9 protein-coding genes are annotated in these 17,122 nt (G+C 37.6%); 3 read left to right on the forward strand and 6 right to left on the reverse strand.

Translation table 11 applies throughout. From position 1 onward, the window contains the following. Nucleotides 1-129 precede the first annotated feature (129 nt). The 6 genes from ACQ93I_RS10895 to ACQ93I_RS10920 all read right to left on the reverse strand — a co-directional run bounded on the left by ACQ93I_RS10895 (nt 130) and on the right by ACQ93I_RS10920 (nt 9,852). A complete protein-coding gene (locus ACQ93I_RS10895; RefSeq protein ID WP_431698555.1) occupies nt 130-1,650 on the reverse strand; it encodes a hypothetical protein in 1,521 nt (506 codons plus the stop codon). Between the two features lie 506 nt (nt 1,651-2,156). After that, on the reverse strand, nt 2,157-3,218 hold the full coding sequence (locus ACQ93I_RS10900) for a M12 family metallopeptidase (RefSeq protein WP_431698556.1): 1,062 nt from the start codon (nt 3,216-3,218) through the stop codon (nt 2,157-2,159). Between the two features lie 856 nt (nt 3,219-4,074). After that, nucleotides 4,075-5,466, reverse strand: a complete 1,392-nt coding sequence (locus ACQ93I_RS10905) for a hypothetical protein (RefSeq protein ID WP_431698557.1) — start codon at nt 5,464-5,466, stop codon at nt 4,075-4,077. Nucleotides 5,467-5,618: 152 nt separating this feature from the next. Then, entirely contained in the window at nt 5,619-7,010 is a 1,392-nt protein-coding gene (locus ACQ93I_RS10910) for a hypothetical protein (RefSeq protein WP_431698558.1), read from the reverse strand. A 96-nt stretch (nt 7,011-7,106) separates the two neighbouring features. Next, nucleotides 7,107-8,666, reverse strand: coding sequence for a hypothetical protein (locus tag ACQ93I_RS10915; RefSeq protein ID WP_431698559.1), 1,560 nt, complete (start codon nt 8,664-8,666; stop codon nt 7,107-7,109). A gap of 187 nt (nt 8,667-8,853) precedes the next feature. Further along, on the reverse strand, nt 8,854-9,852 hold the full coding sequence (locus ACQ93I_RS10920) for a response regulator transcription factor (RefSeq protein WP_431698560.1): 999 nt from the start codon (nt 9,850-9,852) through the stop codon (nt 8,854-8,856). A 621-nt stretch (nt 9,853-10,473) separates the two neighbouring features. Here ACQ93I_RS10920 and uvrA point away from each other — a divergent pair. The 3 genes from uvrA to ACQ93I_RS10935 all read left to right on the forward strand — a co-directional run bounded on the left by uvrA (nt 10,474) and on the right by ACQ93I_RS10935 (nt 17,018). Next, nucleotides 10,474-13,305, forward strand: a complete 2,832-nt coding sequence (uvrA, locus tag ACQ93I_RS10925) for an excinuclease ABC subunit UvrA (RefSeq protein WP_431698561.1) — start codon at nt 10,474-10,476, stop codon at nt 13,303-13,305. 19 nt (nt 13,306-13,324) lie between these two features. After that, entirely contained in the window at nt 13,325-14,014 is a 690-nt protein-coding gene (locus tag ACQ93I_RS10930; RefSeq protein WP_266070595.1) for a TIGR00730 family Rossman fold protein, read from the forward strand. A 193-nt stretch (nt 14,015-14,207) separates the two neighbouring features. Beyond that, nucleotides 14,208-17,018, forward strand: coding sequence for a metalloprotease (locus tag ACQ93I_RS10935; RefSeq protein WP_431698562.1), 2,811 nt, complete (start codon nt 14,208-14,210; stop codon nt 17,016-17,018). Nucleotides 17,019-17,122 lie beyond the last annotated feature (104 nt).

Below are 17,122 nucleotides of genomic sequence, written 5' to 3' on the forward strand. Positions count from 1 at the left end.
CAGCGTCTAAGCACACAAGCTCCATCAAAAAAAGCAAACTACTTTAAGAAATTTAGAACTTCATTCCCGTAAATGAGAAAAGCCGCTATTAAAGCGGCTTTAATTTAAATATTTATAAATCAACTTGTTCTAGAGAGTATATCCAAGGTTTTGAAGTGCTGAAACAATTAGACCTTCATAATATGCTGGAGAATCTCCGGGGTTTACATCATACACATACCCAAATTCAGATCTATCAGAAAGGCCATAGGCTCCTGCATAATTTCCGGTTCCATTCTCTACATAAGAAACGAATTTTGCAAAATTCTCTGCATCAGGCGAATTTGGTGTTGCTACCTGGAATATAATTCCATTATACGAATTTGATGGCCAAATGGCTAATCTCGTTCTTAACGTCTCAATGTCTGAGGAATAAGTAGTTGTTCGGGCTGTGTTTTCATCCCAGGTACCTACCCAGTCTGTATAACTGAAAACAGCTTCATCCTGGAAAATCAAAGCAATTGAATTCCCGCTGGGAGATTCCCCTCTCAAGTTGAGGAAATGCATTGTTCTTTCACTAGCATCAGCAATTACCTGAACTTTTTCATCGTAAAGTGCATCATCATTATTGTATAATCCAATTAATGCAGCTCTAAGAAGCGTATTTCTCATTTCTTGCAGCGGAAGTAAAGTGTTATCCATAGATCCGGAAGAATCAAAATAAATATAGATATTGGTATCGGCATTAATTACAGGAGTAGAATCACATCCTATTCTTATGTGATGGTAACCGGGTTCTTGTCCTTCTAAGGCAATGATACTTTCCTGAGTTATCTCAAAATCATAATAGTCGGTTGCATCTGCAGAATAATCAAGATCTTCATGATCCATAACCGTTACCCTTGCATAATATGTATCATCTCCAAGATCTGGTAGTGCAAAACATAACACAGAAGCCGAAGGCCATTCCCCTGCCATAGTAATTGAATTTGTATCGTTATTTAGTATCACTTCTTCAGTCATTGCTTCATCAGAATAGACATCAATATTGAAGTAAGCAGGATACTCTCTTCCTGTTTCATCATCACAATAGTTAATGAATACGCAGTAGCTGTTTTCAACTTCAATAACGTCAAAATCAAAGAAGGGATATCCATAAGCTGCTTCTTCCCTGGCATAATAGCAGAGAACATCTACATCAATGTAAGGTTTTGTTCCTGCTGCCAATTCAATGGTCATTGGAAGAGCATCACCCACTTCAGGTTCAAAAGCTCCACCTTCCCTGGGGGCCACCCAAAGCACCTGGTCACCGGCATCATATACCGCAAAATGCTGTAAATAATAAGTACCTGCAGGTACAGCCAACTCTTCAGAGTAGGTAGTCTCCCATGAGCCTCCGTTATTCACGAGACCTACTTCAACTAAATCATAATCACCTTCTTCTGCATCTTCAGCAGTTGACCAGCCGAGCATCACGTAAGCAGGTTCAACTTCTCTACACTGCATTTCAGATTGTTTATTCTGTTGATTAAACGAATTAAGTAAGGACCTGAATGTTAATTGAACTGTTTCTGGATCTGTAGAAGACATCTCTGCTTCATCTTTAGAACAGGAGGTGAAAAGCATTGCGAAAATTGCCACACAGACAACCGAAAGTTTAAAATTTTTCATAATAATATATTGGTTTTTGGTTAATAAATAAATGTATTTCAACTGGTTATGCCTTCAGGGAGGGACTCCGGTACGAAAAGAAAGGTAGGGACGTACCCGATCTATTGAGAAGAAAAAATTATTTTTAATTCTGATGTATATACTACAATCCATATCAACTGAAGGTTAGTGTTCAATTAACAATTCAACTATGGAGGAATGTGGAGGAAATATAGTTGCCTGAGGGAGTGGTAACTAACAATGTAAATATATAAATATATGACAGTCAAAAGAATAAGGGTAAACCCTACTTCTTGTAATTTTAAATCTTAATCTTGGTTCTTTAAAGAGAAGAGAAAAAGGCAGCCCTGGTAAGTAGAAATTTTCTACACTTATTAAAGAAATCTGTGGAAAAAATCTACAACCATCTCTATAGGTTGAAGCCGCTCTTAATTAACTTCTTTGGAAACGAATTCCATAAAAAAACCCGGCTGAATAGCCGGGTTTTAAATTCTATATATTGGAGTTTATGCTTTATAGTACCAGTATCCTCCTCTTGAAAATACTTCTTTCCATCCATAGATTCTGGAATAGTAAAACCAGGAGTCATTTTTTCTAAGAAGATAGACTCCGTAAACTGTGTAATATTCACCATTAACATAAGTCTCTTCTTTAGTACCGCTGGTAGTTTCTTCTTTACCAGATGTATAAGGATACATATTATTTATACCTGTCTTATCACCTGAAGACAAAGCAGATCTTTGTACATTATATGTGTTACCACTTTTGGTTGTAATAGTAGGTTTTCCATTACTTGAAAAAGAATATGGACCATACATCATAATAGATCCAAAATCAAGAGCACTGGTGAACTCATCTCCATCCATACCTTGTTCAGCGTAAGTCTGGAAATTGTATTCTCTTCCACTTTGAATATTGTCGTAATGTACTGTAATATAGTTATTCCTATCTACACGACTCTGTTCGTGCCAAAGCCCTATGGCATGGCCAATCTCGTGAATTGTATTTCCGGTTGAGCAAGCTGTAGACAAAGTAATATTTTGTCTACCTCCTATCATACCCACGTAAGATGAACAACCAGAACCGGTTACAAAATTAATATAATTAGATTGGGTAGTTCTCTCAACAAAGTCAATATTAGTATTGGCTTCCCAGTGCTTTATAGCATCATAAACACGGTTTTTGTTATCGAGTGAACTCTCTATAGCATAGTAAACAGTATTGTTTGGCCATCGGCCTGATGTTCGCCCCACACTTTTAGTTTCTGGAACAACTTCACCTTCTTCAAAAACCACCTTCACTTCCTGGTGGCTCACTAAAGACGGGGGCAAAAGAATATCTCCTTCATAGATATAATCACCATTAAACTGTTCAACGGCAAATTGTTGCCCTGCATAATAAACATTTGTTGAAGCGCCGGGATTAGGGTTAGCAAATTCCGTCATGATCTCCTGATTTTCAGAGAGATCAGTACTTCCAATATTTTCCAATTCTTCAGGACTATCTTTACTACAGGAAATTAGGGAGGCTAATGCTGGTAGTAATACAGCGAATTTCAAATTTTTCATAAGTAGGTAATTGTGATTTTTGGGTGCTGTAGATTTGGGATTTACAGGACCAATTGTTTTAACTGATTTTTTAATGACGTTCATTTTTAGTTAATTAAAAGCATTTAAAAACAAAAAAGAATCTTAATATTCTTCACTTGAATCAATACTTGTAATAACTGTGCCAAGAAAAATTTAATACTTTTTAACAATAAAATACGTCGAGGTCGGAGGTTGAATTGGGTTATCTGTTTCGTATGACATTCGATTTTAAAAGGTTGCACATATAAAAAAAATTAACATGGGCAAAATTATAAATTATAATTTCATTAAGAACTGTTTAATAAATTTTAACACACTGTGAATCAACAACTTTATTATTTCTAATAGTGAAATTCAGTGAATAAAATGCTAAAAGGCTACAGATGTTTTGTAAGGATTATGAAGAAAACTGCGAAGAAAACAAAAGTTTTGTAGGGAATTGCAGCAAATTAAATGTTGCTATTATCGAGATATAATTTGAATTACTGGTTAGAAGATATAATTCAAGATACTCCACTCCTATTTTTGGCCGATGCTAAAAACCAAATTCCTTAGCTTCTAGAGTGATCTTAAAGATAAAAGAGGGTCAAAATGCCATTTTTGACCCTCTTTATTGCAAAATTAAATGGTTTTTGGGAGTAGCTTTCAAAAATGATTCTCGTATAAGCTTTTGAATTAGGATATAGATAATAAGTTTGTTGAGTAAACACAAAAAGGCTGTTTTAATGACTAATTTCCGTTCCGATAAACCTTTCTCCTGGTTCTTGAATTCTGAATTAAATCAGAATAAACGGTTAATCGCCTAAAACAGCCCCTTGTTACTTTCAGATATATATTAATCCAAAAGGTTCACATTAAAACAGTTAATGGTTTCTATTCTCACGTAAAATGGATAATTATAGGTAAAGCCATTAAAAGTGTTGGCAATAGCACCATCTTCTCCCTCTATATTAGCACAATAATTTTCCCAGCAAGTGGTACTCATCGCTCCACCGCTTGTCGGCCGCACCTCAATTGCATAAGCAGCAATAAGGTCGCTGTCGTCAAAGGGTGTATCAAGTATTATTTGTACTTCATTATTTATCAAAGAAATATTGGCTGTACCCAATGCTGTCAAATCTTCCAATCCTAAATCGGCTAAAAGTTGCAAATCTTCATCACTGTTGATTTGAACCCAACCTTCAGGGTTAGCGTCTTCAAGTAGAGTAAACTCACAGTTAGGAGAGAGTTCATTTCTCAAATTTAATCTACAACGCACGTCTGTATCACAAGTTGGATCTCCCGGATTATTATTATTGTCACAGTTTATCCTTACATGATGGTACGCAGGTATGAAGATTTCCTGAGCCTCAATACTGGCCTGGGTAATTTCAAATTGAAAAGTATCAGATGCATCTGCAGTGTAATCAAGGTCATCATGATTTAAAACTGTTACACGAGCATAGAAAGTTTGGTCTCCAAGATCGGGAAGAGCAACACACAGCACCGAAGCAGATGGCCATTCCCCTTCCATAGTAATGGTATTTGTATTATTGCTTAATGGGTAAGGAGTTCCATCGTAGGAATCGGTCCATACTTCCAAAGAGAAATAAGCTGGATACTCTCTTCCAGTTGCATCGTCACAATAATTTATAAATATGCAGTAGCTATTTTCTACCTCAACAAGATCAAAATCAAAGAATGGATAGCCGTAAGCTTCCTCATTTCGAGCATAGAAACACAAAACATCTATATCAATATAAGGCTTGGTACCAGAAATAAGTTCAATCTCCTGTGGCAGAGGATTGTCTACATATTCAGAAAAAGTTCCTTCTAATCTTGGTGCTACCCATAGAACATTGTCATTAGTATCATAAACAATAAAATGTTGCAGATCGTAATCTCCAGGAGGTAATGCCAATTCTTCAGAATATAAAGTTTCCCATGTATCAAGGCTGGTATTATATTTTAGTTCAACCCTTATAAGATTCATTTCACTACTTCCCCCATCTTCGCCAATGTAATTGCCCATGGCATCTGTGACTCCAATCATCACGTAGCCTGGATCATTATCGCTGCAGACTACCGGATCTTTTTGTTGCTGATCCATTTCTGCAAGAACAGTCTTAAAAGTTAACTGTACCTTTTGTTCATCTTCATTCACTGGGTTTGGATCTTCTGTAGTACAGGAAGCACCTACAACCAGAAGAAGTAATAAAAGGGTGATTTTATGTAATTTAGTTTTCATAGTAGTATTTTTTAGAAGCAGGATAGGATAAAATTGGTCTCAGAAAAGACCTTTTAGAGTGATTCTCCCCTGTTCATATAGAGGATTTCACTTTAAGAGTAAAAAAATTAACCACCTATTGTTAAACAGGTGGTTAATCTCATATATATATATTAGTTCTCAACTGGTATAGAACAGAAAATAGCATCTATTTTAATGTAGAAAGGATAAGAGTAATCGAAACCATCAAAAGACTCTGACACTTCCCCATACTGATCTTCACCTACCACATTAGCACATTCAGATTCCCAACAGGTTGAGTTCATAGCTCCCCCTTCAACAGAAGGTCTAACTTCAATGGCGTAACCTGTGATTCTATCTTGATCTGAAAAAGGTGTATCAAGACTAACTGAAAGATTTCCATTATCCATTACTATAGAAACATCAACAACTTCAATTAGACCATCTATTGGAAAATCAACCCAAAGGTTCAAATCTTCCAGATCCTGAGCATCGTCTATCCGTAACCAGTTATCATCACTATCTTCAAGTACAGTGAAATAACAGAATGAATCTAACTCACCGTCAATTTCAAGTTCGCAAGCTGCATCGATATCACATACTTCGTCTTCACCTCCACCATTTGGATCTTCATCACAATTAAGTCTTATGTGGTGGTATGCAGGAACTTGTTCTGCCAATGCATTTATACTTCCCTGGGTAATTTCAAAGTCATAGTAGTCAGTTGCATCTGCTGTGTAATCAAGATCATCATGATTCATAACAGTTACTCTGGCGTAATATGTATCATCTCCCAGATCTGGCAATGCAAAACATAGAACAGAAGCAGCTGGCCAAGCACCTTCCATGGTAATTGTGTTAGTGTCTGCACTAAGCGTAACTTCATCTGTCATTGCAGCATCGGTAAATACGTCAATGCTAAAGTAAGCTGGGTATTCTCTTCCAGTTTCATCATCACAATAGTTTACGAAAACACAATAACTGTTTTCTACTTCTATCACATCAAAATCAAAGAAAGGATATCCGTAAGCCGCTTCTTCTCTTGAGTAGTAACATAGAACATCTACATCAATATAGGGTTTTGTTCCAGCTACCAGGTCAATCTGCATTGGTAGCGCATCACCTACTTCATCAGCAAAGGCTCCTCCTTCACGTGGTGCTACCCAAAGTACCTGATCATTTGAGTCATATACTGCAAAATGTTGCAGGTAATAAGTACCGGCAGGAAGCGCTAAGTCTTCAGAATAAGTAGTTTCCCAGGATCCGTTGTTGTTCACTATCCCTACTTCGAAAAGTTCATAGTCGCCCATTTCGGCAGCCTCCGATGTAGTACCTCCCAATACTACGTATGCAGGCTCAACCCCGTCTCTACATTCAACATCAGCCTGTCTGTTTTGTTGATTGAAGGAATTTAATAAGGCCCCAAAGGTCAATTGTACCGTTTCGGGATCATCTGAAACAACACCTGCTTCTTCCTTACTACAGGAAGTAAAAACTAATGCCAACATTGCCAACCAGGCAATTGAAGTTTTAAAATTTTTCATAATAAATTGTGTTTGATTAATAAAAATTAGAATGGTTAATAAAAATTTATAAAGAAATTCCTCCGGACCGGTTGATCCGGAGGGATCTTATTCTTTCTAGAAGTCTTGGTGGCACACCTCCCCGGCATGTACGATTAAAGTATATGGACCTTCGCCATCTACGGGGAAACTATAGCTTAAAAGTTCGGAACCCTTATCGAGATCGAATTGCCCTGGAGAGCGCTTCTCTGGCCACTCGTTATCATCGTTAAACCAGAAGTGAGTATCTCCCACAGTAACACCGTAATACAAATCAATAGTCACATGAATTTGCTCTCCATCATCATCAAGTTCAATAATGACATCTCCTGCTCTCCAGGCCTTGCTGGTATCATTTTGACCTGCACCTGCCCAGAAAGGTAGTATCCAACGCTCATTTTCTTCATCATAAAATTCTTCATCTGCATCTACACCAACACCATCAATGAGAAGCCCCCATCCCCAGTTGTTGCTGTTATAATGATCTGATAGAATATAGTCTCCATACATGTAAGCAGTATCTCCACATCCACTTGAATCACAGGTATTTGTATCTCTACAATCTACAATACAGTCACCATTTGTATCTCCTGGCACCACGCATTCATCTGGCTCACAGGAATCTGTATCTCTACAGTCAACGATACAGTCACCGTTGGTATCTCCAAGTACTGTTCCCGGTTCACAAGTTGGCTCCCCATATGGCGGTGCACAATTGAACCTTACGTGCTCATATGCAGGTACCGCAAGTTCCTGGGCTTCAATATCAGCCTGAGTGAAAGTAAATTCAAAGTAATCAGCATCTGGATCTGAAACATATGGAAGAAGATTATGATTCAGTACTGTTACACGTGCATAATAAGTATCATCTCCAAGATCGGGTAAAGCAAGACATAATACAGAAGCAGCTGGATTATTTCCTTGCATAGTTACTGTATTCATATTATTGCTTAACATCACCTCTGTTCCGTCAAATGCATCTGACCATACTTCTACAGAGAAATGTGCAGGATACTCCCGGCCTGTTGCATCATCACAGTAATTAACAAAGATGCAATAGCTATTCTCTACCTCAATAACATCAAAATCAAAGAATGGATAACCGTAAGCTTCCTCTTCTCTGGGAATAAAGCATAGAACTTCAACAGCAATATAGGGTTTAGTACCTCCAGTTAATTCTATGGCCTGGGGCAAAGCATCACTAACTTCACTGGCAAAAGTCCCACCTTCTCTGGGGGCAACCCACAGTACCTGATCATTCGTATCATAGACAGCAAAATGCTGTAGATAATAAGTATCTTCAGGAAGTTCAAGATCTGCTGAATAAGTTGTTTCCCAAGAACCATTATTATTGGTTAGACCAATTTCAATAAGGTTTTCTGCATTTCCTCCATCAATGTAGGCCGTTCCCTCCTCATCTGTAGATATTCCAACCATTACATAAGCAGGTATAGCATTTTCTCTACATTCTACTGGCGTTGCCTGTTTATTCTGACTGTTAAAAGCCCCTAGCATGGCACCAAAAGTTAATTGCACTGTATCTTTGCCGTCAATAACATCAGCTTCCTCCTTACTACACGAAGTGAATACCAATGCAAATAGCGCAAAACAGGCCATGGATAATTTGAAGTGTTTCATAATTAAATGGTTTTAGATTAATAAAGTTTAGAATGGTTATAAATATTTAAACAATAAATACGGTTTCAAGTCGCACAGGCGAAACATCAAACGGGGGGAGTAAAATGGTGGGGGGAACTAAGGAAATTGTTTGTTAAATGTAGGATTTATCTTAACCTCTAACAATGGGGGAAAACCCTCCTTTTCCTCAAACTTTAATCATATTATGGTTAAGAGCATATACTATACTCTCCAGGATGGTACCTGAATGAGTACGCCGTATAATATTAGCTCTATGTTTCTCAATTGTCTTAGCTGAAATGCATAAGGTTTCTGAGATCTCTCTGGTTTTATATCCTTTACACAATAGTGAAATGATCTCCTTTTCTCTCTTTGTAAAATACTGCTCTTCCTCCTTGCAGTAGTCGGAAAAATACTTTTCAATTTCTACAGAATTGCTGCCAACTTCTTCCTTAAGAGGAAAATCATTCCCTGTGAAATTGATCATCATAATCATTTGACCTGAAAGTTGCTTGTCAAGTTTCGAAAATGTAATTCTCGCTTCCCTAATCTTTTCATTCATAATAAGTGAAGTTTTGGTTACAGCTTTCATGTGCTTGCCCCTAACAAACTTTTTAAGGGTTTCACTCACCTTAAGCTTGTTCCTGCCAACTACCAGATCTGTCAGTTTGATTTGTTGCCTTCCAGTAATAAAGAAGTCATTCTTAAAAGCATCGTTCATTGCTATTATCTTTTCATCCTGTAGAAGGATTACCGGATACTCCAATAAGTTAAACAGCCCCATAAAAGAATCCTTCCAGTATTGCGTAAGACAACCCTGTGTTGCTATCAACTCTTCAATCTCCTCTACAATAGAACGGTAGCATCCCCTATCGTAAATGATTCCGTCTACGGCATCTTTAAAATTGTTATCGAGAATCTTCTTGTTCTCAAGATCACCAAAGAGAAAAAGTAAACTTTTATTAAGGAAATGAGTAGATTTAAAATTGGATAAATTCTTTAGGCTTTCAAGACCAAGAGAAGAATAATCTATTAGAATAACATCGGGCAATAAATTAAGTGCCATGGAGTAACCGCAATGAACACTGCTAACTTCGGTAGTGTTAAAATTGTGACTTACTTCTTTTTCAATATTATTAGCTAAATCCCGGTTTTTTGTAATGAGTAGTAATATTTTCTTTTCCATCCCCCTACTTTTTAATTGAATGATATTTTTAAGATCAAATTCTCTATCATCTTCAGAAGTAAAGATATATAAGCTACTTTAAAATAAATCCTAAACTTGTGTAGTAAATAACTGACGATCAATACATTAAAATAACCTCGCTGACAGACAAACTAACCAATTTAACTTAATTTTTTACGGTAAAAAGCTCTTTTTATGATACTTTTAATCGGAATAATTTTATAGTTTAAATCCCCCGTAAGAAAAAAGTGATTAATGTAAAAACCTCACTTTTAGCATTCTGGGAATGCCCAATCTTTGTTTTGTCTCAATCAGTAATCAGCTTTCCATTATACCCTGATTTGACTCATTACATCTACCATACCCCAAAAATCTGACTCCTATATAAAAAAGAAGTAGGACTTTAATGCAGACTTTAATATTTATACCACAAATACCTAAACAAATTGCAACAGCTCTTAGCATTTAATTAAGAATATGATATAAGTAAGGCTCAGCTGAATAGGTAATTTGTAGGAATAACTTTAACATAATAGACAGGTCTGACTTTATCCGGCACTTCTTTACTCTTTTCTCAATAGCTACAGTTTCAGTACCTTTGCAGCCTTGCAAAAAACTCACATGGCAGTTACAGAAGAATATATAGATATACTTGGCGCACGGGTACACAACTTAAAAAACGTCGATCTCAAGATTCCAAGGGAAAAACTGGTTGTAATTACCGGACTTTCTGGTTCGGGAAAATCTTCTCTCGCATTTGACACCATTTATGCTGAAGGGCAACGTAGGTATATCGAGACGTTCTCTGCCTACGCCCGGCAATTTCTCGGCGGCCTTGAAAGACCAGATGTAGATAAAATTGAAGGCCTTTCACCCGTTATAGCCATTGAGCAAAAAACAACCAGCAAAAGTCCAAGAAGTACAGTAGGAACAATTACCGAAATTTATGACTTCTTAAGGTTGTTATTTGCCAGAGCCAGTGATGCCTACAGTTATCAAACCGGCGAAAAGATGGTGAGTTATAATGACGAGCAAATCGCAAACTTAATTCTTCAAAATTTTGAAGGAAAAAGAGTGAATATACTAGCTCCTGTTATTAGGTCCCGAAAAGGGCATTACAGAGAACTCTTTGAGCAAATAGCAAAACAGGGTTTTGTTAAAGTGAGGGTAGATGGAGAAGTTAGGGATATTATAAAGGGAATGAAGCTGGATCGCTACAAGATTCACGATATTGAAATAGTAGTTGATCGCTTAAAAATCTCTTCAAATGACGATTTAAACAAAAGGTTGTTTGACAGCATTAAAACCGCTATGTATCATGGAGATGATGTCTTAATGGTGATGGATCAGGACAATGGCGACATAAAATACTTCAGTCGAAATTTAATGTGTCCTTCTTCCGGAATTTCGTACCCAAATCCTGAACCTAATAATTTCTCATTTAACTCTCCTAAAGGAGCCTGTCCTGTTTGTAATGGCATAGGTACACTTCATAAAGTAAATGAAAAAAAGATCATTCCAGATCCTTCAAAAAGCATAAAAAACGGAGCCCTTGCCCCTCATGGCCCTCAGAAAAAGAACTGGATCTTCAACCAACTTCAGTTAATAGCTGAAAGATTTGACTTCAGCCTTTCGGACCCCGTAGACAAAATTCCCAAAGATGCATTAAACATGATCCTGCATGGAGGAAAGGAAAAGTTTACTAAAGAATCTAAGACCCTTGGAATAACACGTGAGTATAAGATAGATTTTGAAGGCGTTGCCACTTTTATTGAAGAGACTTACGAAAAAAACGAGTCTTCTTCCCTCCGCCGTTGGGCAAAGGATTATATGGACAAAATAACATGCCCCGAATGTGAAGGCACACGTCTAAAAAAGGAATCTCTCTACTTCAGGGTCAACGGAAAAAGTATTGCAGAACTGGCTCAAAAAGATATTGTAGATCTTGCCGACTGGTTTAATGATCTTAATGCACACCTTTCAGAAAAACAACAAAAGATCGCTGCTGAAGTTATTAAGGAAATTAGTGTTCGTCTCCAATTTCTAATTGATGTTGGTCTTAATTACCTTTCCCTGAACCGCGGTTCCAAAACCCTTTCGGGAGGAGAAGCTCAAAGAATAAGGCTGGCCACTCAAATTGGCTCCCAACTGGTAGGCGTACTATATATCCTGGACGAACCGAGTATAGGTTTACATCAACGGGACAATGAAAAACTAATAAATTCTCTTACCTCCCTTCGCGATCTTGGAAACTCGGTTATTGTGGTTGAACATGATAAGGATATGATTGAACGCGCCGATTATGTTATAGATATTGGCCCCCAGGCCGGTAGGCATGGCGGCGAAATTATAAGCCAGGGCACACCCGACGAAATTAGGAAGCATAATACGATCACGGCAAACTATCTAAACGGGAGCATGAAAATCGAGGTCCCAAAGGTGAGAAGAGAAGGTAATGGCAAAAAGATCGATCTTAAAGGTGCAACCGGAAATAATCTCCAAAACGTCTCGGTTAGTTTTCCTTTAGGAAAAATGATTGCTGTAACAGGGGTTTCTGGAAGTGGAAAATCAACTTTGATCAACGAAACCCTTTACCCCATCATGAATGCTCACTATTTCAATGGAGTAAAAAAACCCAAGCCGTACAAAAGCATTAAAGGGCTGGAGCATATTGATAAAGTGATAGACATTAACCAAACGCCCATTGGTCGCACCCCACGATCTAATCCGGCAACGTACACAGGTGTATTTTCTGAAATCAGGAACATCTTTGCTAAAACTCCCGAAGCCCTCATTAGGGGATATAAACCGGGACGTTTTAGCTTCAATGTTAAAGGAGGTAGATGTGAGACCTGTAAAGGTGGAGGCCTGCGGGTCATTGAAATGAATTTCTTACCCGATGTTTACGTAGAGTGCGAAACATGCCAGGGCAAGCGCTTTAATCGTGAGACTCTGGAAATAAGATACAAGGGGAAATCGATTGCAGATGTGCTCGAAATGACCATTAATGAAGCTGTGGTTTTCTTTGAAAATATTCCGAAGATCTATCGAAAAGTAAAAACGATAAAAGATGTTGGGCTTGGTTATATTACTTTGGGGCAACAAAGCACTACTTTATCGGGAGGAGAGGCACAGCGCATAAAACTGGCTACTGAACTTTCTAAAAGAGACACCGGAAACACCTTTTACATATTGGACGAACCCACCACAGGCTTACATTTTGAAGATATCAGGGTCTTGATGGAAGTGTTGAACAGGCTGGTAAACAAAGGAAATACCGTACTCATTATTGAGCACAACCTCGATGTAATAAAAATGGCCGACTACATCATCGACATTGGCTATGAAGGTGGAAGAAACGGAGGAAGAGTAGTAGCAAAAGGAACACCTGAAGAAGTTGCCAAAAACAAAAAAAGCTACACCGCCGGCTTTCTTCAAAAAGAACTAAATTAGTCCGCAATTTGAATTTTTTATGAGAACAGAGACAAGAAATAAAAGCTGGAATGAAATAAAAACAAATGACTCCTGGGCCATTTTTAAGATCATGGGAGAATTTGTCAACGGATACGAAAAACTAAGCCAAATAGGCCCCTGTGTTTCGATTTTTGGATCGGCACGTACAAAGCCAGAGCACAAGTTTTATAAACTGACCGAAGAGGTGGCTAAAAAAATCGTGGAACATGGTTACGGGATAATAACAGGAGGTGGTCCGGGAGTAATGGAAGCCGGGAACAAAGGTGCTCATCTTGCCGGAGGAACTTCTGTAGGGCTCAACATCCATCTGCCATTTGAACAACACGACAATCCTTATATTGATAATGATAAGAATATTAACTTTGATTACTTCTTTGTAAGAAAAGTGATGTTTGTAAAGTATTCTCAGGGCTTTGTAGTAATGCCTGGAGGGTTTGGAACTTTAGATGAACTATTTGAAGCAATTACCCTTATTCAGACAAACAAAATTGACAAATTCCCCATCATATTGGTAGGAAGAGATTTTTGGGGTGGCTTAATCGACTGGGTTAGAAGCACTCTTTTAGATAATTTTCAAAACATAAGCAGCGGTGATATCGATATCATCCAGGTAGTAGATACTGCCGATGAAGTCATAGAAATTTTAGATAAATTCTATGAAGAATATAACCTAAGTCCTAATTTCTAGGACTTTAAAATAAATTTGATCTAAAAACAGCCTTTTTGACAAGGCTGTTTTTAGATTCTCCTGTCAGCTGCTCTAATAATTTGGTTTTTTTTAACTCAGGAAATCTTCCCCGAGATATAGGTTTTACTTCCTTAAATAATATATTGCAGCTCATCTCGTTAATGATTTTTAACCTTACAGTTTACAAAAAAATTTGAATAAAAAATTTCCACTCTTTTTTCTGTTTGCCCTCCTTTCACTAGGTCTTTTTGGGCAACATAATGTAATCATTAAAGCAGAACTCAATGATTCTCTGAAGTCTCTGAATATCCAGCAAACCCTGGAGTACAGGAATACCAGCAATGACACCCTTCGAGAGATTTATATGAGTGACTGGATGAATGCGTTTTCAGATACTCGCACTCCCCTGGCTCGCAGATTCTTTGAAGATTACGATCGTAACTTCCATTTTGCCCGTGAAGATAGAAGAGGAGGAACAACTATAAATTCCATCACAGGAAATACTTCTAATATCCTAACATGGGAGCGTCCTGAAGAACATCCAGACATCATTAAAATTATTCCTGAAAAACCCATAGCTCCACACGAGAAATACGTTATAAATCTAGACTACGTTATTAAAATTCCCCACAATGAATTTACGCGTTACGGCTACGGAAATAAAGGGAATTATCAATTAAAATATTGGTTTATTGCTCCGGCAATGTACAAGGATAACTGGAAGGTGTACAGTCATAAAAACATGAACGACCTGTACCTTCCAAAGCTCGATCTTGATGTTGAACTTACCCTTCCTTCTAACCTGGCTGCAATCTCTGCTCTAAAAAGAGAAAAAATTGTTCCGCAGGAAGAAAAGAAAACAGTTTTTTTATCAGGTCAGGAAAGATTTGACACTGAGTTACATCTCACTACAGAGGTCATTTTTGACGATATTAAAGTAGATAGCCTTCACGTGCTAACGAATATTACAGCTAGTGGTGCCAATCCAGGGATGAAATCCTTGTATGTAAACCGGATAATAGATTTTCTCCAGACAAATCTCGGCTCTTATCCTCATCCTATTATACTTTCTACGCAGCAGGATTATGCTTCAAACCCGGTGTATGGTCTTAATCAATTACCTAAATTTTTACGACCATTTCCCGACGGATTTGGTTATGAACTCAAACAATTAAAAACCCTTACCGAGAACTATCTCGAAAATTCCTTACTATTAAACCCGAGGGAAGACAAATGGATCTTTGATGGTATTCAAATATACCTCATGATGGAATATATGGATCAATATTATCCAGACCTCAAGTTGTTGGGAAGTTTAAGCGATGTTATTGGTATTCGCTGGTTTCATGCCTCAACTCTTGATTTCAATGATCAATATATTCTCATGTACCTGTTCGCTGCGAGAAAGCACATGGACCAGCCCCTAAACGCTCCACAAGATTCTTTAACAAAGTTCAATAAAAACATTGCAAATCCTTTTAAAGCGGGAGTGGGCTTTAGCTTTCTAGATGAATTTCTTGAAGATAATACCGTGCCATATTCCATTAAAGAGCTGTTTAACGAATATAAACTTAAAACAGTTGGTGATGAAGATTTTCAGCGCATTCTCACGGCAAATGCAGGCAAAGACATAAAATGGTTCTTTGATGACTACGTCTCTACCAAAGATAAGATTGATTTTAAAATACGAAGCCTTTCCAAAGAGGGTGACTCACTGCGAATCACTTTACGTAACAAAACAGAAACAGACGTTCCTATTCAGGTTTATGGACTTAACAATAACGAGATTGTCTACAAAACATGGGTAGAACATTCTCCCGGAGTTCGCACTGTATACATTCCGTCATCAAGAGTACAACAGGTCGCTGTTAATCATGAAGGTATTGTGCCCGAAATAAACCGGAGAAATAATTACCGAACAGTGGGAGGCATAATGAACCGTCCTCTCCAATTCCGGCTTTTAAAAGATGTTGAAGATCCAAGATACCAACAGGTATTTTTTATGCCACAGTTCCAGTATAACCTGTATGACGGGCTCGCTGTAGGTGCAAAGCTATACAATAAAACCATTTTAGATCGAAATTTTGAGTATTACCTATCTCCTCTATATGCCTCAAGAAGTAAAACATTTGTAGGTAATGCGGGTCTTTCCCACAAAATTTTCTTTGATGAGGATTTGTATATGATTAACTACGGGATATCGGGGAGTAGGTTCTCATATGGATATGATCTCATGTACCAAAGGCTCAACCCATACCTGTCCCTGTATTTTAGAGACTCCTATATGAGGCAAAGCCCTAAGGAGAGAATTCTTATACGTAATGTAAACGTTTATCGGGACGAAAATGATCTTACAGATCTTGAAGTGCCCGATTATAGTGTATTCAATATAAACTACCTGTACAGCAACCCGGGCTTGGTTACTCATTTTTCAGGTTCAGTAGATTTCCAGGTCGCACAGCAGTTTAGTAAATCTTCTTTAACTGTAGAATACCGAAAACTTCTGAAAAATGACCGACAGGTAAATCTTCGCTTCTTTGGAGGAGCCTTCCTTTATAACGATATGCCAAACAGCGATTATTTTAGTTTTGCACTAGATCGTCCTACAGATTACCTCTTTGATTACAGTTACTACGGAAGAAGTGAAACATCAGGTATTTTTAGTCAGCAAATAATCATGGCCGAAGGAGGATTTAAATCTACCCTCGAGCCGCAGTTTGCAAACCAATGGATAACTACAGTAAACGGAAGTACCACCATTTGGAAGTGGATTTACGCCTATAGTGATGTTGGGGTGATAAAAAACAAAAATCAATCGGCAAAACTCTTATACGATTCAGGAATAAGACTTAGCCTGGTGCAAAATTATTTTGAAATCTTCTTACCTGTACATTCCAGTGAAGGCTGGGAATTCAATGAGAGTAATTATGACCAGAAAATTAGGTTTATTGCAACTCTCGATATTAAAACTCTGGGAAGGCTTATCACGAGAAAATGGTTCTAAATGATTAGGATTTTCTTAGTGAATCTCTTTATTTTAACGTTTGCCTAAAAATATGATAATCAGAAGCCGCTTATTTTATTAAAAAACAATTTTTACTGATTTTT

Origin of the sequence: Salinimicrobium sp. WS361 (assembly GCF_050750585.1) — a bacterium.
Classification (GTDB): domain Bacteria; phylum Bacteroidota; class Bacteroidia; order Flavobacteriales; family Flavobacteriaceae; genus Salinimicrobium.

Bases quoted from the DNA above. Each gene is read 5' to 3' on its own strand.
- uvrA (WP_431698561.1), top strand. From the start codon at position 10,474: ATGGCAGTTACAGAAGAATATATAGATATACTTGGCGCACGGGTACAC.
- ACQ93I_RS10905 (WP_431698557.1), bottom strand. From the start codon at position 5,466: ATGAAAACTAAATTACATAAAATCACCCTTTTATTACTTCTTCTGGTT.
- ACQ93I_RS10915 (WP_431698559.1), bottom strand. From the start codon at position 8,666: ATGAAACACTTCAAATTATCCATGGCCTGTTTTGCGCTATTTGCATTG.
- ACQ93I_RS10910 (WP_431698558.1), bottom strand. From the start codon at position 7,010: ATGAAAAATTTTAAAACTTCAATTGCCTGGTTGGCAATGTTGGCATTA.
- ACQ93I_RS10930 (WP_266070595.1), top strand. From the start codon at position 13,325: ATGAGAACAGAGACAAGAAATAAAAGCTGGAATGAAATAAAAACAAAT.
- ACQ93I_RS10895 (WP_431698555.1), bottom strand. From the start codon at position 1,650: ATGAAAAATTTTAAACTTTCGGTTGTCTGTGTGGCAATTTTCGCAATG.
- ACQ93I_RS10920 (WP_431698560.1), bottom strand. From the start codon at position 9,852: ATGGAAAAGAAAATATTACTACTCATTACAAAAAACCGGGATTTAGCT.
- ACQ93I_RS10900 (WP_431698556.1), bottom strand. From the start codon at position 3,218: ATGAAAAATTTGAAATTCGCTGTATTACTACCAGCATTAGCCTCCCTA.